General features: G+C 47.9%; 18 protein-coding genes and 3 tRNA genes. 11 read left to right on the forward strand and 10 right to left on the reverse strand.

Translation table 11 applies throughout. From position 1 onward, the window contains the following. Window positions 1–5: 5 nt before the first annotated feature. The 3 genes from MARGE09_RS21700 to MARGE09_RS02390 form a co-directional block, all read right to left on the reverse strand. The gene (locus MARGE09_RS21700; protein WP_420828108.1) at window positions 6–233 is read right to left on the reverse strand and encodes a glycoside hydrolase family 30 beta sandwich domain-containing protein; all 228 of its coding nucleotides are present in this window, start codon (window positions 231–233) and stop codon (window positions 6–8) included. Further along, complete coding sequence (locus MARGE09_RS02385) at window positions 234–2027, reverse strand: glycoside hydrolase family 30 protein (protein WP_236985765.1); 1794 nt, start codon at window positions 2025–2027, stop codon at window positions 234–236. 395 nt (window positions 2028–2422) lie between these two features. Then, window positions 2423–2498: transfer RNA gene (locus tag MARGE09_RS02390), tRNA-Asn, on the reverse strand. 240 nt (window positions 2499–2738) lie between these two features. Between MARGE09_RS02390 and MARGE09_RS02395 the strand changes: the two genes are divergently transcribed. Next, window positions 2739–4604 carry a 3'-5' exonuclease gene (locus MARGE09_RS02395; RefSeq protein ID WP_236985766.1) on the forward strand — a complete coding sequence of 622 codons (1866 nt, stop codon included), beginning with the start codon at window positions 2739–2741 and terminating at the stop codon, window positions 4602–4604. Window positions 4605–4723: 119 nt separating this feature from the next. On the opposite strand, the gene MARGE09_RS02400 is transcribed toward MARGE09_RS02395, so the two are convergent. After that, a complete protein-coding gene (locus MARGE09_RS02400) occupies window positions 4724–5218 on the reverse strand; it encodes a P-loop nucleotide/nucleoside kinase family protein (protein WP_236985767.1) in 495 nt (164 codons plus the stop codon). A 183-nt stretch (window positions 5219–5401) separates the two neighbouring features. Here MARGE09_RS02400 and MARGE09_RS02405 point away from each other — a divergent pair, with 183 nt between their 5' ends. From MARGE09_RS02405 to MARGE09_RS02445, 9 genes are all read left to right on the forward strand, one after another. Beyond that, complete coding sequence (locus MARGE09_RS02405; protein ID WP_236985768.1) at window positions 5402–6499, forward strand: endo-1,4-beta-xylanase; 1098 nt, start codon at window positions 5402–5404, stop codon at window positions 6497–6499. Between the two features lie 253 nt (window positions 6500–6752). Further along, window positions 6753–6887 carry a hypothetical protein gene (locus MARGE09_RS02410; RefSeq protein ID WP_236987437.1) on the forward strand — a complete coding sequence of 45 codons (135 nt, stop codon included), beginning with the start codon at window positions 6753–6755 and terminating at the stop codon, window positions 6885–6887. Between the two features lie 85 nt (window positions 6888–6972). After that, a complete protein-coding gene (locus tag MARGE09_RS02415) occupies window positions 6973–8718 on the forward strand; it encodes a type I restriction-modification system subunit M (RefSeq protein WP_236985769.1) in 1746 nt (581 codons plus the stop codon). Further along, window positions 8708–10099, forward strand: coding sequence for a restriction endonuclease subunit S (locus MARGE09_RS02420; protein ID WP_236985770.1), 1392 nt, complete (start codon window positions 8708–8710; stop codon window positions 10097–10099). The genes MARGE09_RS02415 and MARGE09_RS02420 overlap by 11 nt, the downstream gene beginning before the upstream one ends. Window positions 10100–10112: 13 nt before the next feature. Beyond that, entirely contained in the window at window positions 10113–11156 is a 1044-nt protein-coding gene (locus MARGE09_RS02425; protein ID WP_236985771.1) for an abortive infection family protein, read from the forward strand. Next, complete coding sequence (locus MARGE09_RS02430; RefSeq protein WP_236985772.1) at window positions 11153–11434, forward strand: hypothetical protein; 282 nt, start codon at window positions 11153–11155, stop codon at window positions 11432–11434. Before MARGE09_RS02425 ends, MARGE09_RS02430 begins: the two co-directional genes overlap by 4 nt. 114 nt (window positions 11435–11548) lie before the next feature. Further along, entirely contained in the window at window positions 11549–13075 is a 1527-nt protein-coding gene (locus MARGE09_RS02435) for a winged helix-turn-helix transcriptional regulator (protein ID WP_236985773.1), read from the forward strand. Further along, a complete protein-coding gene (locus MARGE09_RS02440; RefSeq protein WP_236985774.1) occupies window positions 13072–16242 on the forward strand; it encodes a type I restriction endonuclease subunit R in 3171 nt (1056 codons plus the stop codon). The genes MARGE09_RS02435 and MARGE09_RS02440 overlap by 4 nt, the downstream gene beginning before the upstream one ends. Window positions 16243–16267: 25 nt before the next feature. Then, complete coding sequence (locus MARGE09_RS02445; RefSeq protein WP_236985775.1) at window positions 16268–18013, forward strand: hypothetical protein; 1746 nt, start codon at window positions 16268–16270, stop codon at window positions 18011–18013. 30 nt (window positions 18014–18043) lie between these two features. Here MARGE09_RS02445 and MARGE09_RS02450 read toward each other — a convergent pair. Together MARGE09_RS02450 and MARGE09_RS02455 are read right to left on the reverse strand one after the other, a co-directional pair. Further along, window positions 18044–19206, reverse strand: a protein-coding gene (locus tag MARGE09_RS02450) for an IS3 family transposase (protein ID WP_236983141.1) whose coding sequence is annotated in 2 segments (ribosomal slippage) — window positions 18044–18957 and window positions 18957–19206 — 1164 coding nt in all. Because the reading frame shifts where the segments join, the coding sequence is not laid out codon by codon here. 1 nt (window position 19207) lies between these two features. Next, window positions 19208–19786 (reverse strand): AHH domain-containing protein, encoded by a 579-nt coding sequence (locus MARGE09_RS02455; RefSeq protein WP_236985776.1) that lies wholly within the window; start codon window positions 19784–19786, stop codon window positions 19208–19210. 177 nt (window positions 19787–19963) lie between these two features. Between MARGE09_RS02455 and MARGE09_RS02460 the strand changes: the two genes are divergently transcribed. Further along, window positions 19964–20158, forward strand: a complete 195-nt coding sequence (locus MARGE09_RS02460; RefSeq protein ID WP_236985777.1) for a hypothetical protein — start codon at window positions 19964–19966, stop codon at window positions 20156–20158. A 336-nt stretch (window positions 20159–20494) separates the two neighbouring features. On the opposite strand, the gene MARGE09_RS02465 is transcribed toward MARGE09_RS02460, so the two are convergent. From MARGE09_RS02465 to MARGE09_RS02480, 4 genes are all read right to left on the reverse strand, one after another. After that, window positions 20495–20570, reverse strand: a tRNA-Asn gene (locus MARGE09_RS02465). Window positions 20571–20714: 144 nt separating this feature from the next. Continuing rightward, window positions 20715–20791, reverse strand: a tRNA-Val gene (locus MARGE09_RS02470). A gap of 124 nt (window positions 20792–20915) precedes the next feature. After that, window positions 20916–23501 carry a polysaccharide biosynthesis/export family protein gene (locus MARGE09_RS02475; RefSeq protein WP_236985778.1) on the reverse strand — a complete coding sequence of 862 codons (2586 nt, stop codon included), beginning with the start codon at window positions 23499–23501 and terminating at the stop codon, window positions 20916–20918. A 4-nt stretch (window positions 23502–23505) separates the two neighbouring features. Continuing rightward, a complete protein-coding gene (locus MARGE09_RS02480; protein ID WP_236985779.1) occupies window positions 23506–25005 on the reverse strand; it encodes a capsule assembly Wzi family protein in 1500 nt (499 codons plus the stop codon). Window positions 25006–25183: the final 178 nt, after the last annotated feature.

Genomic DNA, 25183 nt, shown 5'->3' on the forward strand with positions numbered 1-25183 from the left:
GCGCGCTACTCCCAATCAAATGTTACGGCTGAACGGCCTGGCAGCGTGTATTCAAATTGTTGTGTTTGGCCGTTAACCCAAAACGACTGTTCATCACTTAGCGGGTTGTAAACCAGCAGCACCCGGCTGTTGTCGGGGTTTTGGAAGGCAACGTGGTGGAGGTTGCTATTGTCACTGCTGGAGGCAATGCGTTGGGCGTTGGCGTCTACAAATTTGGCCGCCTGCGCAATGATTTAGTAAGACACATGCCTTGTGATTTGCCCGCTATTTTCATCTATGGCAAGCGCGCCTTGGCAATCGAGGCAGCCGCGCGCTTGGCTTGGAGGTGTGCTGGCAATATTCCATTCAATAACTGTGCGCGCCCAGTTGCGCGTTGCACCAATCACAATGTTTTCCATATGCCAGCCAAAATCGCCATCAAAGCTGCCAGCGGCGCCGGTCCACTGCTCTGTAAAGTACACATCCTTACCGGTACTGTTTTTCACATCGGTTAGCGCGCTGATATCGCCGCCGTATAAATGAAACGCCGAACCACTCACGTACTGGCTGCCATTGGCCACTGTTTCGGCGTAGTCTGGCCGGTCGCAATTGTGGTCGTAAGCCAAAATCTTAAGGGTATGCGCACTATTGGCTAGCGCCGGCCCTAAGTGGTGCTCGATAAATGCGAGCTGCTCGTCAGCAAACATCTCCATGCTGGGTTCATTGTGTGGATGTAGCGGTTCATTTTGCGGACTAAGCGCCCAAAAGGTAATGCCGTGAGCGGCCATGGCATCAAAGTACTTCACAAAATAGCGCGCGTAAGCGGCGTAGTATTCGGGCTTAAGGTGGCCGCCAACCCAGCTTTGATTGTCTTTCATCCACGGCGGTGCAGACCAAGGCGTAGCCATAAGCTTAAGCTCGGGGTTGATGGCCAATATCTTTTTGAGTAACGGCACTTTGTATTCTAGGTCTGGCCCCTCAAGGCTAAAGTGCTGCATAGCGGTATCGCCGGCGTGATTGTTAAAGCTGTAAAGCGAGGTGCTTAAGTCCGAAGCGCCCAGCGGTACGCGCAGCACATCGATGCTGTTGCCCTCGGTTGGATCAAACAGTTCGTGCAGCAGGGCATCTTGCGTGTGTTCATCTAATTGAGTTATAGCCAGCGCAGCCCCTTGGGTGAGCGCAAAACCAAAACCTTCCATAAATTGATAACGTTGCTCGGCGTTGACGGTAATGCTCGTCATTGTGGCTGGTATGGCTGCATCGCTGGGGCTTGCAGGGATGTCGGCTCGAGCCAATAAGGCGCTTTGGTCACCGCGGGTAAGCCAGGCTGTGGTTGTTTTAAGTTGCGGGGGAGTTACGCGCACGAGCAGTTCATCTGTGGCGCTGTGGTTTTCGCTATCGGTTAAGGTTAGCCGAATAGTGTGCTCTCCTGCGCTTAGGGTTGCGGTGGCTGCCGTTAACGCATCTGTGCTGGCAATTGTCGCGCCGGCTAGCTGCCATTCGGCACGCACAATATCATTTTCCTCGTCGTGGCTGGCGCTGCTGTCGAGTATTACTGTTGCGGTATCTTGGCCATGCTCTAGCACGACGGTTTGATCCTCGCCGGCGTTGGCAGTGGGGGCGCTGCCCGCCAGAGTAGTTACCGTAAAGCTGGCCTGAAAGTCGCCGATGGTCAAAATAGCGCTTTGCATCGTTGAGGGGGTTGCCGCGCTTTGCAGTTGAATCTGCACACTTTGCCCCGCAAAAATATTGCTGGCCGAGCTTCGAAAACGACCGCCATCAATGGCAAATTGGCCGTTTTTGATTGCTATAGGTGTTGCGGTATTAATGCCGCCTATAACAACAGTATTGGACTGCACGATATTGCCGAGCGCTGCATTCGCCGCTTCGTTAAACATAAATGCATCTGGCGAGGTATCTCGCTCCTGCGTTGGCGATACGCTTTTGGCAACGCAGGCTGATAATAGCAATCCCAAAATAAGGCTGGGTATTATCTCGAAGCCTCGCAGTAGTTTTTTGGCTAAGCGCGCCATTTGTTTCAGCATCATGTTATTGAGCCGCTCGTTAATGAATAGAGCGCTCAATCCTAGATATATCAGCAGCCTTTGGCGTCCTACTTTGCGCGCATTAGTACTGCTGTGCGTAGCGGGAATCCATTTTCGTGCGAAGGTTCACACGAGGGTGCAGCGTTGAAGTTGGGCGCGGGAAGATTTGAAGGCCAGCGAAAACGTGGTCTTCGCCAGTGGTTGGCTGTGTAGGCTGCCGCTAATGGAATCGACAACAAAAAAGGCCGTTATGAATGATGACCTTCTTATGTTTAGCTCCGCTTGCTGGGCTCGAACTAGGCGAAGACATTGTGTTCGCCAATGATTAACAGCGCGTAGCACTTAATCATTGGGTTAAAAACAAAAAAGGCCGTCACGAATGACGGCCTTTTTATATTTGGCTCCGCTTGCTGGGCTCGAACCAGCGACCCAATGATTAACAGTCATTTGCTCTACCAACTGAGCTAAAGCGGATTGGTATTCGGCGTTAACCGAAGAGGCGCGCATGTTAGCGCCACCGTTTTTAGCTGTCAACCTTTTTCCAATCGTTTGATTAAAAAGAAGAAATAAGCTTAAGGCTTGTGATGTGTAGCCATTTGGCGCGGGTAGGCTTTGGAGGTGGCTGGCCGGTAAGAAGGTTGTTCGCAGATTCTATTTTGGCTTGAATACGAACGTGATACCTTACGTGTTACACCAATAGCGCGCTGCACGACTATGGCTGAACTGATACCCACGCTAAACACTTGCCTGCCCAAGATGACCAGTGGCGAAAAACGCTTTGCCCGCCGGTTAGAAAAGCTACTAGAAGACGATTACTTGTGTTGGTTTGATATTCCCTTGGGCGGCAAGCGCCGTTACCCAGACTTTATCGTTTTGCACCCTGCGCGCGGCTTACTGTTTTTAGAGGTAAAAGACTGGAAGGCCGAAAACCTAAAGCGCTTAAGCCATAAACAGGTAGACCTATTAACACCCACGGGCTTAAAAACCGTCGCCAACCCCATCGAGCAGGCGCGCCAGTGCTGTTACCAAGTATTGCAGGTGCTGGGGCGCGATAAACAATTGCAGCAGCCGGCGGGTAATCATACGGGCAAGCTGTGCATGCCCTACGGTTATGGTGTGGTTTTCGCGAATATAAATCGTAAGCAACTGGATGATGCCATTCCAGAGGAGCACCGCAGCAAGCTGTTACCCAGTCATTTATTAATTTGCAAAGACGAAATGATAGAAGCGGCAGATGCCGAGGATTTTCAAGCGCGCTTGTGGGGTATGTTCAATTACCAGTTTGGCGCTAAGCTAACCTTGCCGCAAATAGACCGTATTCGCTGGCACCTATTCCCCGAAATACGTATCGATGCGGAGCAAGCCTCTTTATTCCCAAGTGCAGATGGTGACGAACCAGAAGGCGACGCACCAGCGACAGCCCTCGCCGAAGCCATCCCCGACATCGTTAAAATTATGGATGTGCAGCAAGAGCAATTAGCGCGCAGTTTAGGCGATGGCCACCGAGTAGTGCATGGGGTGGCAGGCTCCGGTAAAACCTTAATTTTGGGCTATCGCTGCTTATACCTAGCCGAGGCGCTTAATAAGCCAATATTAGTGCTGTGTTTTAACATTACCTTGGCGGCGCGATTGCGTAGTTTTATTAGCGTACGCGGTATTGGCGACAAAGTGCAGGTGTACCATTTTCACGATTGGTGCGGCGAGCAATTGCGCGCTTACCACGTGGCGGTGGAAAAGGGCGAAGCCCCCGTGTGGGAGCGACAAGTCACTAGCGTAATTAGCGCGGTAGAGCGTGGTGACATTCCGCAGGGGCAATACGGTGCGCTGTTAATTGATGAGGGGCATGACTTTCAGGCAGATTGGCTAAGTTTGGTGGCCAAAATGGTCGACCCAGAAACCAATTCTTTACTGCTGTTATACGACGATGCTCAGTCGATTTATAAAGCAAAAAGCGCATTAAAATTCAGCTTGGCCAGCGTAGGTATTAAAGCCCAAGGGCGCACTACCATCCTAAAACTCAACTACCGCAATACCCGCGAGATTTTAAATTTTGCCTACGCGTTAGCAAAAGATTATTTTGGCGCGGGTAACAGCAGCGAAGACATGCCCCTTATCGCCCCGCAAGCCGCCGGCAACAGCGGCCCCCAACCCGTGGTAAAGCGGTTCGAAAGCCTCGAAGCCGAGGCCGCTTACATAACCCGTTGTTTGCTAGCTTGGCAGCAACGCGGAAAGTCTTGGAAGGATATCGCCATTTTGTACCCCGGTGGCACGGCAGGCAAGGTGATAGCTGCGCACCTAAAAAAGCACGCCATTCCTAATGCATGGTTAGCCGCAAGCCAGTTCAAGCGCAACTACAACCCCGAGCTAGATCAGGTAAGTATTCTGCCCATTCCTAGCAGTAAGGGCTTAGAGTTTGAAACCGTTGTAGTACTCGACGCCAGCTTCAGCCCAGTGGAGGATGCCGAATTAGCGGACGATATACGCCGAATGTACGTGGGGTTAACACGAGCGCGTGAGCAGTTGATGGTGAGCTACCACCGGCAAACGCCTATTGGGGAGTTGTTGGAAGGGTTGGTATGAGTGCACGGTGAGAGGCTGCATAGCCTAAAACTTTTAAGCTAAAAGCGGTAGCGCCTATTTGGGAGGCAGCAGCACGGGGGTGACGAGAAGCTATTGGCTGTCAATTTATGCGTTCATTTTTATGTGTTTATTTGGCGGCCGTATTTAAGCTCTTCTGCGCAAGGTGGTTCGAATTTAGGCTCCATAAAGTTGAACATCATATTTGTTACTTCAAAGGCGTAAACCGCTGGGTCTTTTTCTGTATTCCGTTTTTCGACACGTTTTTTTCGGGTTTCCTTCGGGGCATCTAGGTAATGTATTTCTGCATTAATCCCTAGCGCGTTGGCCTTATTCGAAAAAACATCTCTTTGTTCTTTGGTTGTAAAACCTAGATCTAAAAGCACAGTGCCATCAAGAGATAAAATCTGTTCGCTAACATCCCAAATTTGTTCATAACAACGGTTTACCCGCTCTATCATCCACGAGTAATCAAGTGAAACCATGTCTTTGGCAAATAGTGTTTGCATCCATGGGTCTATAGAAAATCGAATGGCGCCAATCTCTTTAGAAAGCGCTAATGAGTATGTTGTTTTACCTGATCCGCTGGGCCCGCAGACTAAAATTAATTTTGCCATGTACCTTTAAATACCTTTTATGCATCACGCTTTGCATGGATGCGTGCTTATAGGGAGGCGGCACCTGTGTGCTTGTATAAGTGCCTATTATTGTCTACGTTACTGATTAGTCTACACAATGCGTTGCCTGGCTAACTATAAGTAAAGCCCCTGCAGTTACGCTCTTCAAAAAAGGACCAATAAATGAAACAGTATGTACTCATCGCGGCACTACTCCCTTTGCTTGCGTGCTCGACGGCGAAGACAAACCCAAATATTGCGGAGCCTACCTCGAGCAATAGTTGCCAAACCCCAAGCACCCTGAAGGCAGCTGGAGAGTGTAAAGGAATAATGATGGGTAATGTGCTACGGCAACAGCAAATTGCTAATGTGGAGCATGTTGCGCTGCTTGCTGAGGAGTTTAATTACCTTACTCCAGAAAACGCCACCAAGTGGATGCATCTTCAGCCCGAACGGGGTGTGTTTGATTATGGAAAGGCGGATGAAATAGTTAACTTTGCACAAAAAAATAAAATCAAAGTGAAAGGGCACTGCTTGGTGTGGCATAGCCAATTACCACAGTGGGTAGATGACATTACAGACCCTGATGAACTAAAAACGGTTATGGAAACCCATATTGCTCAAGTTATGGGCCACTTTAAGGGTCGCATGTATGCATGGGATGTGGTAAACGAAGCGATTAAAACGGACACCGACGCTGGTGATGGCAATCCTCGTATGCGCAAGACGGTTTTTCAGCGATTGCTGGGCGACGAGTATATTGACATGGCCTTTAAAATGGCTCGAAAGCAAGACCCTGATGTAAAGCTTTATTATAACGACTACAGCATAGATGCTAATAACGACAAGGCCGATTACCTTTATGAAATGTTAAAAGGCATGGTGCAGCGGGGTGTTCCCATTGATGGTGTTGGTTTTCAAATGCATATAGGCACACCTAATAATATTGCTACAGGGGCTGAGGTTGCCAAGAATATGCAGCGTATTGCCGACCTAGGGCTTGAGATCATTATTTCGGAGATGGACATTAATCTGTGTGGTGGGCGCAATGAGGCCTGGCAGCAGGCGCTATATCACGACATTACATTGGCCTGTGCCGAGCAGCCAGCCTGCTCGGCGATTACTTTTTGGGGGTTAAATGATGGCTCGTCTTGGCTGAATAGCTGGGAAGGCGCCGGCTGCAAAACCGAGAAGCCTATGCCGTTGTTATTCGATAATAAATACCAGAAAAAACAAACGTACGAAGAGGTTATTAATGCGTTGACGGGGCGTGAGCTGTAATTTGTAGTGCTTGCGCACATGTTAATGGGTCTGTTTGGGCGTGCAGGGCGCTCCAGCTGGAGTTGGAATGTAAGCCTGTCCGCTTAAGCTCCAATACATCTTCCCTATGTATGACCTCACCCATCGGCTATTCACATTTCTCGAGCTGAAACTTCATGGTACTTTAGCGTGATAACTATAATGAGCGGCTAACCCGGCTCAATGTGATAGCGTTGGCTAAGGATATTTCATGATCCCCGATTTTCAGACCTTTATGCGCCCACTGCTTAACAGTGTGAGAGATGGGGCTGTGCATGACTTTAACGACGTGTTTGCTGAGGTGTGTAAGCACTTTGTGCTCTCGTCCGAGGAGGTCAGTCAGCGTTTGGCTTCCGCCTGGCTGAACTGATAATTGAGCATAGCCTTGGCGTGAGCACCAAACAAACCATCGAGATTAAAGCGCTCGATAGCGATTACTTTGTAGAAGATTGAACATGACCAATACAGAAGAGCAGAAATTTTTAGACGAGCTAGACAAAAAGCTCTGGACCGCAGCAGACAAACTCCGCTCTACCCTAGATGCCGCACAATACAAACACACCGTATTGGGCTTGGTGTTTCTTAAATATGTATCCGACGCTTTTGATATTCGCCGAGCCGAACTGGAAGCCCAGTTTAAAAATCCAGACCATGAATACTACATGGACCCAGCAGACTTCGGTGGTGCAGAAAGCGACGATTACAAGCTAGACATTAATTACGAACTCGAAGAGCGCGATTACTACCTAGAAACCAACACCTTCTGGGTACCTGCCGTGGCACGCTGGCAGTTTTTGCAAGACAACAACAAAACCGTCATCGGTGGTGCAACACTTAACTACAGTAACCGCAGTGGTGAGCAAGAAAAGCTCAAATTAAGCTCTGTTGGTCATTTAATCGATAACGCTCTAGAGGCTATTGAGGCCGACAACCCCAAGCTAAAGGGGGTGCTCAACAAGCGTTACACCCAGCTGCAAATTGACCAGGCCAAGTTAGGTGAGTTGATTGATTTAATTGCCACCATTCCCTTTGCGCACGCCACTCTAAACTCCAAAGATATTCTGGGCCATGTCTACGAATACATGCTGGGGCAATTCGCACTGGCCGAAGGTAAAAAAGGTGGCCAGTTCTATACCCCTAAATCCATCGTTGCCCTTATTGTGCAAATGCTCGAACCTTTTAAGGGCCGGGTTTACGACCCCGCCATGGGCTCGGGTGGTTTCTTTGTGCAATCGGAACACTTTATTACACAGCACCAAGGCAAGATCGGCGAAGTGTCTATCTACGGGCAAGAATACAATCACACCACCTGGCAACTCGCCGCCATGAATATGGCCATTCGTGGTATCGACTTTAATTTTGGCAGAGAGCCCGCCAGCACCTACACCAACGACCAGCACCCAGACCTACGTGCAGACTTTGTCATGGCCAACCCGCCTTTCAATATGAAAGAGTGGGACACAGGCGTAAGTGACGAAGATCCCCGCTGGCAATACGGCCGCCCACCCTCGGGTAATGCCAACTTTGCTTGGCTGCAACATATGCTCCACCACACCGCCCCCAATGGCAGTTTGGGCTTATTGCTAGCCAATGGCTCCATGAGCTCAAATACTAACAATGAAGGAAGCATACGAAGGGCTCTTATTGAAAACGATTTGGTGGAATGCATGGTAGCCCTACCCGGCCAACTATTCACCAATACGCAAATCCCCGCCTGTATTTGGTTCCTAACAAAAAATAAAAATTCGAGAACGAGCGCGAGCGGAAGAGCCCTCAGCGATCGCAGAGGGAAAGTATTGTTTATTGATGCCCGCAACCTGGGTTACATGAAAGACCGTGTACTACGAGATTTCACCCAAGAAGATTTAAACAAAGTCACAGAAACGTTCCATAACTGGCAAGAAGGTAATTGGGGCGTAGAGGATGACGTACAGGTAAGTACTAAGGTCGCGGGAGGGTATGGAGCCCGTAGCGACCAAGTAGGCTTTGTAAAATCAGTACAGTTAAACGAAATTGAAAAGCACGACTTTGTATTAACCCCGGGGCGCTACGTGGGTGCCGCCGCGGAAGAAGATGATGGCGAGCCTTTTGCAGAAAAGATGGCCAGATTAACGGGTCAGCTTAAAACGCAGTTTGAAGAGTCTGATCGGTTGGAGGGTGAGATTAAAATGAACTTGGCGGGGCTGGGTTATGAAGTCTGACTTCTTTGATACCACAATTGGCGAACAGTTAACTTTGCAGCGTGGTTTCGACATAACTAAGAAACAACAAATACCAGGTGATGTTCCGGTGGTATCTTCTGGTGGAATCGCTAGTTATCATAATGAAGCCAAGGTTGAAGGCCCAGGGGTAGTATTGGGGCGAAAAGGAACTTTAGGGACGGTGTTTTTTATTGAGGAAGATTATTGGCCTCATGACACAAGCCTTTGGGTTAAAGACTTTAAGGGAAATAACCCTCGTTTTGTTTATTATTTCTTTAAAAGCATCACTGCAATTATTAAGAAGATGGATGTTGGAGCTGCGAATCCGGCGTTAAATCGTAATCACGTACACCCAATGGAAGTGAAATGGCCGGTAAGAGAAGTACAAGATTATATTGTTGAGGTTCTTGCGAAGCTTGATGACAAAATCGAAGTGAACAGCCAAACCAACCAAACCCTAGAACAAATAGCCCAAGCTATATTCAAGAGCTGGTTTGTCGATTTCGAACCCACCCGCGCAAAAATAGTCGCTAAAGACTTAGGCGGAAACGAACAAGCCCAAGAACTCGCCGCCCAAGCCATCATCTGCGGCGCACTCACCTTGGATCAGTTGGCCGCAATTGAACCTAGCCCTTCTCCTATTGAGAAAGCACTAGAACAAACCCTGCACAACCACATTACTAATAAATTCGCAAACAAACCCGGCGGGCTAGACCCATGGCAGCCAGAACAGCTAGCGGCTACGGCTAAGTTGTTTCCTAATGCGTTGGTTGAGTCGGAGTTGGGGGAGATTCCGGAGGGATGGAGTTGGAGCGAGATTGGAAAAGAGGTTTCCGTACTGGGAGGAGGCACTCCCAGTACTAAGAAAGAGGAATTCTGGGTGGGAGGACATATCAATTGGACATCGCCAAAAGACATGTCAAACCTTACAGATAAAATTCTTCTCGAAACAGACCGAAAAATTACTGAGGCTGGCTTGGCTAAAATAAGCTCTGGCTTACTTCCAGAAAATACGGTTTTGATGTCTTCTCGTGCTCCAGTTGGCTACCTAGCAATATCGAAAATACCTGTCGCAGTAAATCAAGGGTATATCGCAATGAAATGTGAATTTCGATTGTCGCCAGAATATGTTGTCCAATGGGCTGATTCAGTGATGGAGGACATTAAGCAGCGTGCGAGTGGAACCACATTTGCCGAGATTAGTAAAAAGAACTTCAAGATAATTCCTGTGGTAGTTCCTGAATCGGAACTGGTTTCTGAATATTCAAGAATAGCTTCAAATCTTTATGAGAAAATAACGGAATCATTAAGAGAAGAAAAAATCTTAAGTCAGATGAGAGATTCGTTACTTCCTAAACTTATATCTGGTGAAATGGAATAGGCAGGTTAGTTGAATGAGTGATACAGCTTTTATACTGCAAAGTTGCACAAGGGCTATAAGTGGAGCTGAAGAGGCTGTTCACTTGCTTGAACAAAAAAGCCGTTTAGAGCAGGCAGTTTCGAGTAGTGACCCTGCATTAACTTTAGATACGTCGAAGTCATTGCTAGAGAGCATATTTAAAACAATTATATCTGATCGTGTTGCTGACCCGGAACTTGGTCAGGACTTTGGGCCATTGTATAAGAACGTCAGAGATGTACTTGCTCTTAATCAAGATGCTCAAGCAAATGAGATCTTGAAGAAATTAACAAATGCGATTGTCCATAATGTAGGTGAATTGAGAAATAAGTATGGGGCAGCTTCACATGGTGATGATGGGTGTTATGAAAACCCTATACAGATGCCAGAAGCTGAAATGATAGCTCATATTGTTGATGGGATGGGGAGCTTTTTATTTAGGCGGCATAAAGATTTAAATGATCCTGAGCTAGCTCAGAGAATTTTTTATAGCGATTACAGTGGGTTTAACGATTGGCTTGACAGTCAGAATGATCCAATTGAAATACCAGTAGAAGAAGCAAAGGAAATTCCATTTAGCATCTTTTTGTTTACTTACGATGTTGATACTTATAGAGCTATGTTGCTTCAATATATGCAATCAGAACAAGAGGATGCTCAGTTAGAAGAGTCTGAAGAAGCTATTCAATCAGAGCTAGAACCAGAGCTAGAACCAGAGCTAGAACCAGAGTTAACTCAAGAGCAAGAAGTACAAGTTGATCCAATCCAAGACATAGCTGGTGTACTAGTTATAAATGAGGAAGCAGGGCATTCAATAACCGATGAGGAATGTATTGAACTTGCTGAGTTCGTCAGAGATTACGCTATAAACAAAGCAGGTTTAGATTGGCAAAATAGACAACCTCTTATAGCCAAATTTAGGATTCAGCTTAAACGGCGTTTGATAAAAGTTACATACTCAGAAGCATTTATTGATCATGCTATTGATTTGATGATTGAGAAAGCCGCGTTGTATTTTCCAAGTGAGTGCCAAGGATGAATATCACTGAAGACCAACTAGAACAACTCTGCCTCGAATTGATTCAATCTATCAGCTATAGCTCTGTTGAGCGCAGTCGAAAACGGTTTGTGGTGGAACATCCTGCTAAAGAAATTACTACGCTGCAGATTGTAGGTTGTTTGCATCGACAACTTGGCGTTTTCGATGGTAGTGCGAATACGGTTTCACAAATCATCACATCGACTACCGAACAAAGTTTGATCAAAAATGCCCTCAATGCAGCGGACTCTAGGCGTTGCATTCCGGCTGGGGCTTGACGTCATGCCCATTACATCGCTAATCAATGTCGAACCGCACCATCCCTTCAACTTATTGATAAATAAGAGTTTTCTTATTTCATTGCAAACCAAACTAGCCTTGGGCGGTATTAAATGATTCAAAAGGCTTCTGAACAAATACTCCAGGTAGGAACCCTAGAAGATATCGCCACCCTACGCGAAAGTGTCGATCTCGAATGCAAACTCGCACAAGGCCGAGATGGCTCTGGCGCTTTGCCCAATGATGTCTGGGAAAGTGTCAGTGCTTTTGCCAATACGGCGGGTGGTGATATTTTGCTGGGTTTAAAAGAAAAAGCCGATGGCAGCTTTGTTTTAAAGGGCATTGAAAATACCCGCAAAGTGCTGGATGAATTTTGGAATGGTGCCGCTAACCCGCAAAAAATTAGCGCCAATATCGTACGTGAGCACTGGGTTAAGGTGATAACACTCGATGGTTTAAATCTTATCCATATTCACGTGCCCAAAGCTAGCCGCAAAACCCGGCCGGTTTATTTAAATGGCAACCCGCTTACCGGCACCTATTTGCGCTGCCACTCCGGCGATATGCGCCAGCCCGAGGCCGCAGTTAAGCGTATGTTGGCCGAGCAGGTGGAAGACAGCCGCGATGCCGCACTGGTACGCGGCTTTAATTTGGATGACTTGGACGTTGATTCCCTCAACGCCTTTAGGCAGCTATTCCGCGCTTATAAGGCAGACCACCCCTGGTTAACCTTGGGTGATCAAACCCTGCTAGAGCGTTTGGGGTGTTGGCGTAAAGACCGCGAGACAGGCGAGCAAGGCTTAACCTTGGCGGCCTTATTGATGTTTGGCCAACACCGGCCGATCCATGAGGCGCTACCCAACTACATGCTGGACTACCAAGAGCACGGCGAAAATACCAGTGAGCAACGCTGGTTGGATCGTGTTGTACCCGATGGTACTTGGTCTGGCAATGTATTTGATTTTTACCGCAAGGTCATTCGCAAACTTGAGGCCGATTTAAAACTACCCTTCGCCCTAAAAGACCATGTTCGCCAAGATGACACCCTAATTCACCAAGCGCTGCGTGAAGCACTCATCAACTGCCTGGTGCATGCCGACTACAGTGGCCGGGCCTCGGTAAAAGTGGTCAAGTCACCCGCGGGCTTTTACTTTCGCAACCCAGGCAACATGCGCGTACCCGCTGAGGTTGCCCTAGAGGGCGGCGAAAGCGACTGCCGTAACCGCACACTGCATTCCATGTTTTTATTGTTGGGTTTAGGGGAGCGCGCAGGCTCTGGCCTACCCAAAATCCACCAAGGCTGGACCAGCCTAGGGCACAAGGTAGCGCTTATAGAAAGCCATACACCCTTTGAGCAAACTGAGATGACACTGGCGTGGGGCTCCGCCAATGACGGTGTAAATGACGGTGTAAATGACGGTGTAAATGACGGTGTAAATGACGGTGTAACACTCACCAAGCCACAGCAGGCGTTACTCGCGGCCCTTGCCAAAACACCCACAGCAACCGCTGCCGAACTTGCAAGCCAGGTGGGTAAATCGCTGCGCACTGTTGAGCGCACGCTTAAAGCACTAAAGGAGATGGGGGTTATCCATCGCCATGGGGCTGATAAAACCGGCTACTGGGAAGTGAAAAAATGATTACCGAAGATCAGCTAGAACAGCTTTGCCTGGATTGGTTTAAGGATATTGGTTACGACTATGTATGCGGTTACGACATAGCCCCCGATGGGGATTCTGCCGAGCGCAAAGATTACCGCCAAATCATCTTGTTTGAACGGCTGCACGAAAGGCTACAAGCACTTAACCCGGAAGTGCCAGCAGTCGCTCTGGAGCAAGTCGCCATTCAAATTAGCCAGCCCGTAAGCCCGGTGTTGATCAAAAGTAATAAGGCCTTCCACAAACTTTTGCTAGAAGGTGTAAAGATTGAATACAAAGATGCCAATGGTGAGGCGCAAAACACCCATGTACAACTCGTTGATTTTGCCAACAGCCATAACAATCGGTTTTTGGTGGTTAATCAATTTACCGTAAGCGACACCAAAGGCCTACGCCGCCCGGATGTCATTGTATTTATCAACGGTTTACCGCTAGCGATTATTGAACTGAAAAACCCAGCCGATAATAACGCCGATATTTGGTCGGCTTACCAGCAGTTGCAAACATATAAGCAAGAAATCCCCGATTTATTTATTTTTAACGAAGCGTTAGTGGTAAGCGATGGTTTGCATGCCCGGGTAGGGTCGCTTACCGCTAATAAAGAGCGATTTTTGCCGTGGCGTGTAGTTGAGAACGAACACGACAAGCCCTCGTTTGAGTACCATTTAGAAACGTTGATTAAAGGCTTTTTTAAACCCGAATTATTTTTAGATTACATCCACCATTTTGTGCTGTTTGAGCAAGATGGTGATACGCCTATTAAAAAAATCGCTGGGTATCATCAATTTCACGCCGTGCGCGAGGCGGTAAGGGCGACAGTGATTGCCGCGCAGCAGCCAGCCAAGGGTAAGATTGCTGAGCCCCGCGCAAACTACGCTAACAAGGTAGTGCCCGGCTCCGGTAAAGCTGGGGTGGTGTGGCATACGCAAGGTTCGGGTAAGTCCATTTCGATGGTGTGCTATGCCGGTAAACTATTGGCCCAGCCGGCAATGAACAACCCAACTATCGTGGTAGTAACCGATCGCAACGACTTAGACGGCCAGCTATTTAATACCTTTAAAATGGCCGCCGAAACCTTAAAGCAAACGCCGGTGCAAGCAGGTGATAGGGACGAGCTGCGCGATATTTTAGAGTCGCGCCAAGCGGGCGGTATTATTTTTACCACAGTGCAAAAGTTTGCGCTTTTGGCTGATGAAACAGAGCACCCAGTGTTAAGCAATCGCCACAATATTGTGGTGGTAAGCGATGAAGCCCACCGCAGCCAATACGGCGATAAAGCTAAATTAAACACCAAAACGGGTAAGTACACTTTTGGTTATTCTAAGCATCTTCGCGATGCATTACCTGCGGCCTCGTTTATTGGCTTTACTGGCACGCCGATAGATTCTGCCGATAAAGACACCCGCGCGGTATTTGGCGACTATGTGTCTATTTATGATATTCAAGACGCCGTAGATGATGGTGCGACCGTGCCCATCTACTATGAGTCTCGTTTGGCGAAACTTGATATTAATGCTGCTGATATCGAAGCCTTAAATGACGACGTTGATGAGGTGATTGAAGATGAAGAAGACGTCGCCACCCGTGAAAGCACCAAATCAAAATGGGCTGCGTTAGAAAAACTTGTAGGCAGCGAACCCCGCATGACGGCGGTGGGTAAAGATTTAGTCGACCATTTCGAAGATCGTATTGCCACTATGCAAGGCAAGGGCATGATCGTATGCATGAGCCGCGATATTTGCGTTGAAATGTACGATGCCATTGTTGCTATAAAACCGGATTGGCACAACCTTGCCCCCGATAAGGGCGCTATCAAAATAGTAATGACGGGCTCAGCGTCTGATAAGGCAAAACTGCAGCCGCATATTCACAATAAAGAAACCAAAAGGCTTTTTGAAAATCGCTTTAAGGATGTAAATGATCCGCTGCAATTAGTGATTGTACGCGATATGTGGTTAACCGGGTTTGACGCACCCAATTGCCACACCATGTATATCGATAAACCCATGAAGGGCCACAACCTGATGCAGGCGATTGCTCGGGTTAACCGCGTATTCAAAGACAAGCCCGGCGGCTTGGTGGTGGATTACATTGGTATCGCTAGCGAGCTTAAGGCCGCGCTAAAAACCTATACCAACTCAAACGGTAAGGGCGCGCCCACCATTGATAACAGAGAAGCCTTTGCCATATTGCTTGAAAATATGGATAAATTACACGCCATGATGCATGGCTGCGACTACGGCGATTACGCGAACAGTGCGCTAACACTTCTACCGCGTGTAATGAATCATATTTTAAGCTTGCCTAATCCAGGTAACGGTGAGTTGGATGGCAAAAAACGCTTTTTAGATATTATGGCCAATATCCGCTCGGCGTTTACACTGTGCGGCACGCTGGATGAAGCCAAGGCCTATTCAACAGAAGTTGCGTTTTTTGATGCCGTAAAAAACGCATTAAAGAAATTTACTACCATCGACAAACGCCGCACCGACGAAGAAAAGAATTCTGCCCTTAAGCAAATTATTGATAACGCCATTGTTGCCGATGGCGTAGACGACATCTTTACATTGGTAGGTTTGGATAAGCCCAACGTTGGATTGTTGTCACCTGCGTTTTTAGAGGATGTGGCGAATATGCCAGAAAAGAATCTGGCAGTAGATCTATTGGAGCGCTTACTGCGCGACGAAGTAAAAGCCCGCATGAAAACTGATGTGGTTTCTGAAAAAAAATACTCAGACCGCATTATGGAAACCTTGCGCAAATACCACAATCGCGCCATTGAGACTGCTCAGGTTATTGAAGAGTTAATTAAGATGGCCAAGGATATGGCTGAAGATGCTGAGTTAGCGGAAAAATCTGGCCTCAACGTAGACGAAATCGCCTTTTACCGCGCGCTTATTCAGAATGAGTCAGCTGTGCGCCAGCTGGGAGATAACAACTTACGCGAACTCGCCAAATACGTCACCCAGCAGCTGCGAAAATCTACCACTGTGGACTGGCAGGTGAGAGATAGCGTAAGGGCAAAGCTTCGCAACCTAGTTCGCCGTGCGCTAAGAAAGTGGAAATACCCACCCGACAAAGCCAATGAGGCCGTTGAGCTTTGCTTGAAGCAGGCTGAGGCTTTGAGTCAGGGTTGGAGTGCGGCGTAATTAATAATACAGATGGTGATTTTCAATGGATTATCGTGACGAAAAAAGCGCGCTTCGATCTGCAGGAAACTACGACTTCGACAAGTTTTTGTTTGATGTCAGGTTTTTCGATGAGACTACCTATGAGAGTGTTCTAAAAAAATTCTTTCGCACAAAGCCTGAACAAATCTATACCCATGATAAAGCCAGGAGGGAAAAGCGAAACAAATTCTTTGAAAGAATTCTCGTATTTGCTCAAGCTAAACGATACTCGAAAGTTGTTGAGTTGATGTTCGATAAGCAGTGTGTCGTGAGCTATGCGGAGGAGTTTTTTGATGAAATTATCAATGCCATTGAAAGGGCTGATTTAAATCAATGTGATTGTTCGCAAAAGATGTGGTCCCTAGTGTTTCGGATGGAGCATGACTTGCGCCAATTGTACGAAGATACAAACACAAAGATAGCAGAGGACATCAAAGGCGATGGCGCTTTAAACTTGGGATTAATTGGCCGGTTAAGAAGCGAGTATGGTGGCGATTTTGACCCCGATAGCGCGGCTGAGCAAATGGTGGCAGCCACTAGTCTTGCCCTGAAGCTTCTGGCGTATAAGGAAAATCTATACGTTGGCCAAAAGCTGAAGGTCCCGCCGGTGGTCGAGGTTGATATGAGGTTATGTGAAGATGCCGGCGAACTTCAGTATTTAGCTCTGACATGGAAGCGGTTATTAGATGTTGCAAACCGATGTGTAGTGCTTGGTGGTAAGGCTTCTCGTTATATCGGCAGCGATGTGCCTCTCTCGGCGGCGAAAAACGGTATTGAGGTATCATCTCACTTCGAACCAACTTTTTCACAGTTCGAAATAATGGATTTTATATCCTCTCACCGTGCAGTCGATGGGCAGTCGCATCGCTTTTTCGAATTGGCTCTAAATAAGCAGATCGAGCATGCTTTAGTTGAAAATGTTGAGGATATTCGGAGTCTAGATGATGGGCAGTTTCTTTCAGTGGATGAAGTGAACGCATTGCTTCAATTGTCAGAACTGTACTCTACGGACTTCTTTGACTCTAAAATTGAGTGTTTTGGTCTAACAATCCGCGAATGGGCTAGAGCTTATTCGTGCTTGAAATATCATGTCCAGAATAAAAGTGCATTGGGTAAATTGAATGTATTTCATAAAGCAGATCTGGGTGACACTTTTATAGCTGGCGGTTTGCCTGAAGCGAAAGTCGGAACGGCCATTGAAAATTTGATCTTTGGGAAAAACTCTCGGGATCTCTACGATACGCCTTTATTGGCGTTGCCAAATGATTACTATTATCTATCAGCTACAGTTGTTGGCGCCTTGTCAATATATTCAACGCTTATATCTCTATTATCTTCCTTGGGGGATGAATGGTTCGATTCCGGCAAGAAAGGTAAAGGCTTTGAAAAACGAGTCCTTGATGAATTGAATTCCCGTGGAGTTAATGCAAAACCTATTTCATTTAAAAGGGAAGAAGAGTTTGAGTGTGATGTGGTATTCGTCATGCAAAATAAAATTTTTGTTGGAGAGTGCAAAAACAGAACAATACCTTGTTGGAACCCAGTAAGGGGCGGTAGATTTTATGAGTCGCTAAATTCGTTCTCGTTGCAGGTGAGGCGTCAGGTTAAGGGGCTAAGGGATAATCCTGAAGTTGTTGGGGAAGTCTTTGGGGTAGACCCTAAAGACTTTGAGTTTGTTCCTTTCATTTTATTTAGCCAACCTGTTCTGGTCAATAGATCCGGACACATTTCTTTGCCACTTTATGGATAAAATGAACCTGGCATAAATGCCAGAACCCTTTTACCCATAAAGCGCCTCCTGTTGTAAATGTCTTCGCTCATATGCAGCGGGCGACAAGTCGTCATTCGCCGAGTGAAGGCGATCACTGTTGTAATATTTCATATACAAACCCACATCTTTTTTCATAGATTTTCGAGAGTGCATTGGTACTTTAAAAAGCCAGTCGTGCTTTAAACTGCCAAAAAAACGCTCAACAACGGCATTATCCCAGCAGGCGCCAACATCCCCCATTGAAGCGCGAATGCCATGGCTCTTCAGGAGTTTGCCAAAGCGCTTGCTTGTATATTGAGAGCCGCGGTCGCTGTGAAAAACCAGCCCTTTTGGTGGCTGCCTTATTGCCACCGCACGATTAATTGCCTCGCAAATTAGCGACGTGGTCATGCGCTTATCTATTGCCCAGCCAACAATTCGCCGGGAATATAAATCCATAACGACCGCCAAGTACATCCAGCCTTGAGTCGTTTTCAAATAGGTAATATCACCAGCCCATACTTGGTTAATTCCCACCGGATTGAAGTTTTGATTCAGTAAATTATCGGCAACACCCGCGCGCTCATCGCGTTTGGTCGTAACCTTGTAAGCCGTGCGCTGCTGCACTATAAGCCCCAAAGACTTCATGCGACGCCGCGTTTTTCCACGGCCAATTGTAATGCCTTCTTCGTTAAGCTTTTTGGCTAGCTCGCGACTGCCTAAGCTGCCCCGGCTTTGATCAAATAACGCCTTCATTCGCGAATTTACATGCAGATCTTCGGCACTGATCACAGGCTTGGGGCGTTGTCGCCAGCTGTAAAATGCTGATTTACCAACTTTCATTACACGGCACAGTAGTCGTACCGGGAAATCCGCCGACCTCTCATCAATAAAGCCAAATTTCACTTCATTTCTTTCGCGAAGAAGGCACTCGCCTTTTTTAAAATTTCTTTCTCCATCCGCAATTCTTTAACTTCTTTTCGCAGCCGAACAAGCTCTGCGCGCTCCTCGCAACTGGGAGCGACTCCGGTCTTTTGGGCCTCCTCATTGTCTTTCCAGCGATAGAGCAAGTTAGCCCTTATGCCCAGCGATTCTGCCGCTTTCGCTACCGAATAACCCTCATTGGTCACTAGGGCAACGGCTTCTTTTTTGAATTCTTGGGTATAGACTCTATTTGTACGTTTTTTGGTCATATCAACACCTCAATCTGCTGAGATTATTATCTCTTATTGATGTGTCCGGTTCTATTAGACCAGTACAGTTTTTAGGTATTGGTAGCCAAGCGCCATTTTTCGGGTCGTTGATACGAATGCCACTGGCGTGCATGTTGATGCGAACGGCAAGCATGTCTGACTGCTTCCATCGCCCTTTACCGGGAACAATATGATGCGCTGCATGCTTGGTACTAGGTTTGGGTTCGCCTTCAGTTGCCATAAATTTTGCGAGCTGCTTGGTAGGGTGGTGGGTTTCGTTGAGCATTTTGGTCAGCACTTCGGAAGAGGTGCTAATGCCAAACTCGCTGCGGTATTTGGCTAGCTGCTCTTCCATTGAAGCTAGAGTAAGTACTTTTCTGCGCTCGGATTCTAGGTGCCCTCGCTCCTTGTTCCATTCCTCTAAACGCTTTTTCCTTTGCGTGGGTGTTTCGCCTTCAGGGGCGCCAGATGAGGTTTTGGTGAAGAAGACATCGCAGCGTTTTTCGTATTCGTAGATGGCTTGCTCAAGTGGGGTTGCAGCTTTTGGTGGGGCGCAAGGGCTATCGGGTTGCTTGAGCATGACGGTGACTCCTGTGCTTGTCGAAAATAGATCCTGAGGTGCAGGGGGGTTATGCTAGCGCTTGGGTCTTAAAGGCACAAGAAAATAGGTGTCAGTAGCATATAACTTTTGACGCAAAAAATGTGTGAATGACTCCGGACAATGCCGATTAAACTTTTTTCAAAAGAGGTGGGGGGTATGCCGAAAAAACTGTCTCAAAAAATCGCCGTGCGCACCGATTTGCAGCTCAAGATGCGCCTAGAAGATATCGCGGATGCGCGAGGGGTGTCGGTTGGTGAGCTGGTCCGCGAGATCCTGAAGCGATCCGTGCGCACTCGGCGCGCGACTGTCACATCCCAAGTTGATTTCCAGAGCTCGTATATTTCCCTCTGAGGCCGATCAAACGCGTTGCTGTCAGACATCGGTATTCGGTCTTGTTGCGGTTTTATGGCCGCTAGAGGCGTCAGTTAAGTGAGGGGGCTGCTCGCTACATTCCTTTTGTGCTCTGTGCCCTGTGCGTTTTACGTCTGACTGGTGTAAGACGCCAGCCCTTGAAGCAGTCTCACCTTTCGTTGGTTAAGTTTTTGGCACCAACTTCAAGTCATGCACTGAAAATCGGAGTTCATCTTTGGTATTCAATGCTCTGCGAGGAGAGGCGGTGTAAGTCTCATTGCTAGTGGCCCAATACGAAAAAAGCCTGACTCTTTCGAAATCAGGCTTTCTTGAATATGGCTCCGCTTGCTGGGCTCGAACCAGCGACCCAATGATTAACAGTCATTTGCTCTACCAACTGAGCTAAAGCGGAATTGAAGCTTCATTGAAATAGTGGTGTAGCCTGAGCTGCCTTTTTTTGAAAAAGTCACCACGAAAGTCACCACAAGCATCGTGCGTTGTGACTTTTATTGCTGTTTCAACTCTAGTAACTCCCTGATATATATGGAGAAAGAGTTGGTAGGACCGAGCGGACTCGAACCGCTGACCCCCACCATGTCAAGGTGGTGCTCTAACCAGCTGAGCTACGGTCCTATACAGCGGACGCGCATTCTAATAGTTACAAACCATCCGCGCAAGCAAGAAGGTGTTTTCCGGCACAAAAAAACCGAAGCTGTGCCTCGGTTTTTAGGTTTGGCTGTTGTTAATTTGTGCGAGGTTACAAGCTGCCGACAGCAGCGGCGCCCAAGGCGGCTTGATAAAGGATTTGAGTGGTCTTGGACCATATCTCTAGGCCATCTAAGCTTTCGGTATCTAAAGGCACTACGATGGTATCGCCAGGTTCGATGCCTTCGCTTTTAACGCGAAACCAGTTTGAGCGTGCTGGCTCAATCACGCGACCATTGGCTTTAACAATGTAAATGCGATCGGTATCGGCGTGTTTTTTGGTACCGCCAGAGCGCTTAATGTATTGTTTTGTGCTGAGTTTATTGTCAAAGAAATGGGATGTGGGGTATTGCACCTCGCCAATCACCGTTACAGATGGCTTATAGCGCGGAATAATCAGCTCGTCGCCGTCCTCGAGCGGAAAGTCACTAACCTCTGGGGTTTCTAGCACAAGCGGCAGGTCGATCACCATACGGCCCAAAGGCTTGGTGCGCTCTATTTTTTCGAGCAGCGCTTTGGTGTCTTCGGCTTCTAGCTCCTTTTTGCCGACGGAAGTCTCAGTATTGCCTACGGCGATATCGGCTTCTAGCTTACTGCGCAGTTCATTTAAGCGTTGCTGCTCAAGCTCGCGGAGCTCTTTGCGTGAGAATACCGCGCCCAGTGGATAGGCGTAAGGCGTAAGGCCGCCTGCGCGGGTGAGTACATCCATCAGAGTTTCGCCTGGTAGAATTGTGTAAGGCCCGGGAAACATAACCTCGCCTTTTAAAGTGACGGTTTCGCGCTTTTTCCATAAAGGTACTTGTTTGATATTAAGCGTATCGCCAGGGTGTAATGCTCTGGGCTCGTCTTGTAGGTTGACGTTGATATGCATCACGATGCGCTGCAGCTCGTCAGAAATCTCGTAGCGAGTGATCTCCCCGTTTGAACCGTAGGCGCTTTCGGTAAGGCCGCCGGCAAGCTCTATAAGGCTTTCGGTGTTCATGTTGGTGGTAAGGGGGTAGTTACCCGGGAATTTAATGCTGCCAGTAATAAAGACCACTTGTTCGCGCTCTTGAAAGCGCGATTGCTGGCGAAGCAGATCGGTAGTTTGCGCCAACATGGTAGGGCGGTCGGATGAGAGATCAAACAGAATCACTTCGTCATAGCCGTTTAGGACGGGGTCGTGTTCGCTATTGGGGTGGCTCCACGCGGTGGACGGGGAAAATAGACGTGTCTCGATGCGGCCAGTTTCTGGAGACATACTTTGTAGTAAGGCAACGTCGATATCTGTGCCTGGCATGACTTCATAGGGTGTGCTGATAATATCGCTAAAGCGAATGCCTTGGTGCCATGAGTAGAGCCCTGGCCGCTTGGCGCTGCCCTTGACGGTAATTTGATTGTTGATGTAATCCAGTGCGCCGCCGATGGATACTTGATCGCCATCTTGTAGCTTGAAGGCTTTGCCGCTGGCTTTAGTGAGGTCGACATTAAATAAGCTACGCTCGCCGATGGCATTTACACGGGTAATAGATACTTGGGCAGCGTGGGATGTATTCGTAAGGCCGCCAGCCATTTTGACAAGCGCAGCTAGGTTCTTGGCGTCTTTAAGTTCGTAGCGGGCGGGGCGATTGATGCTGCCGGTAATTTCGGCGGTAGTGCCTACTGGCGGTACAAAAATCACATCGCCAGGTAATAGGCGCGAATCTGTTTTGGTATTGCCTGAAAGCAGCAATTCATACAGGTCCATTTCGGTAATGGTTTTACCGCCGCGCTTTAATTGAATATTGCGTAAAGAGCCAACATCGGTAATGCCGCCGCTAGCAAAAATCGCATTGGTCATGGTTGCTAATGAGCCTACAGTAAACGAGCCTGGGCGTTTCACCTCGCCTAAGACAAATACGCGAATGGTGCGCAGTGCACCCATGGTGGTTGAAGCCTTCACTCCGACCATGCGCTCGGCAACGGTGGTGTCGACAAGCTCTTGCACTTTGCTAAATGTCATTCCCGCCAAGGTAACCGGGCCAATATTGGGAAATTGCACCTGGCCTTCGCGGTTGATGGTGAATGGGTAAGTGGCGTTTTCTTTGCCATACAGTTGAATAACGATATTGTCGCCTGGGCCTACAACATAGTCCGATGGTACTGGGACATTTGTTGCGGGGTTAAAGCTGTTGGGGTCTCCTTGAAACAGGCTTAAGCCAAAAATGCGAGAGCGGCTTTCCTTAACTTTAGCGTCGGCATTCTTTTGTTCGCTGGCATCGACTATTTCGGTTTGCGCGCTGTCATTGGCGGTCGTGTTAGATGCGTTTTCGCTAAGGTTTGGCTGGTTGTTGCTAGCCTGTTTGCCAATGTTGCCAATATCTACCCCTACAGATTTCGCTAGCGCTTGCTGCTGGGCTGGCGACATGGATTTAAGTTGCGCAATTTGTCCTGGCGAGGGCATTTGCGCGAGGGTTGCGCTGCTAGCGGAAATAACCGCGGCAAAGAATGCCGATGAGCGAATAAGGCGATAGACACTATTGGGAATTATCTTCATAAGAAAAGGCATGCTAGGTTTTGACTGTTTTTGGGAACCATCGTGCTGTGCGGCGGCCGTGGCTTTTTTGGTGTCATAATTAAGTGCTGCGTTAGCCCCGAGCTTGGTAGGCAATAGGGGCATAAGTTTACCAGTGATGGAACAACGATAGGTGCAGGCTGGATTTAACGGTTTCATTATTAATCGTAATATCTTGACTCAAATGGCTTGCACCGACTTCGGCCATCAGTCTAGCCGTTATAGGGAGGCGGTATTGTAACTGGGTATTATCCACTTGGGTGCGGGTAATGCTAAATGCATTATCCCCTAAAGGGGGCGCTATTGTGCCATCGCGATTAATGTCGGCATGAGAATAGCGCCACGTTATTGCGTGCCCGTTACTAAAATAGTGCTGGCCGGCAAGGCTTATTACTTCACTGTCATTATCACTATTTACGGCAATGTTGCGGTCGTAGTGGCGGTAACCCGATGGGTAATTGGCATTATCCGTTGGCAGGTAAGAATCGTTTGTTTCGTAGCTGGTATTGTATTTGGGCTCGTCATAAAAACCGCTAATACTATTGCTTGCCTCTAATGTTAAGCGGTGGTGAGCCCCCCATAAACCAGCAGAGACGTCAATTCCGCCCATAGCGACAGTGCCTTTTTCTTGCTGGCGCTGTTGCACCTGTGTGGCTTGTGCATATGCAGCAATATTGCTGGCGCCAATATTAAAGCCGTAGCGAATGTCCAAGCTGGTTAATTGCGTTTGTTTGTGGCGGTCTGACTGGCTGGTTGTTGTGTAGTTTATGTTGTTGGGCCCCGTGCCTGTTTGTGCGCTATCAAGGGCTTCTAATTCGACGCTGTCTGCCCACAATATAGTGCGGGCAATGCCAACTTCTAGGCCTTGAAGCGGTGTAGCACTGGCGCGTGCGCCCCACAGCAGTGGCTTGTCATCATCGTAAGCGGCGCCTTGTATTTCATTGGCAAAGGTTGTGAATTGCCATTCTCCTAGCCAGTTCAATAATGGTGTTTCGAAGGCATCGCTGCGGTTGCGGCGCAAAAAGAACCCAGGAGCAGGGCGTGCATTCGTGGAAATAATAGTACTGCTGTGCCACCCAGGGCCCCACCACTGATCTACCGCGCCAATGCCGGCAGCCCAATTGCCAAATAATAGTGCCATATAGCTGCCATCGGCCCGCCCGCGTTTACCGTCGCTGGGTTCGTCGACAAAAGTGGCTGTGAGCTTCATCGCAAAATTATTGCCGGTGTAAACAAGGCCTGTTTGTAATTCTTTTTCCTCGCGCGAGCTTGCTTCAAAGCCCTGTAAAATTTCTTGGCTGCTTGCAAGGTGTGAACGAGATTGTGTGTAAGCGCTGGCACTGGCTTTATCAAAAGCGTGCTCTAAATAGCTGAGTGACCATGCTTGCGCCGGTGAAAGCTGCGCTACTTTTATGCGCTCCATTCCTTGCTTTACGCTGGCCCAAGGTAAAGGCCAAGTATTGGATGGAATATTGAGTGCGCCCGAGTCTACTAAAAACTGGATATGGTGCCTGCTGCGGGTATCGCCAGGCTCGATCCATGGGCTTGCAAAAGCGGGGGCGCAAATGCCGACGCTAGCAACAAGGGCTGCTATTACACGGGTTAACACAATCTACATCCTTTAAGCGTTTTAGTGTTTCTCTATATATGTTTGTGTCTACAAAACAGAGCATGCATCTTAGGGGCTTTTATTGGATAGTCAAATAGTCGCAGGGTGTTAAATGGGCGCATAAATGCGTTTGTTTTTGTGGTCATGTTAACTAATGCTGGAGTAAAGACTGAGCAAA

This window comes from Marinagarivorans cellulosilyticus (assembly GCF_021655555.1).
GTDB classification, from domain to species: domain Bacteria; phylum Pseudomonadota; class Gammaproteobacteria; order Pseudomonadales; family Cellvibrionaceae; genus Marinagarivorans; species Marinagarivorans cellulosilyticus.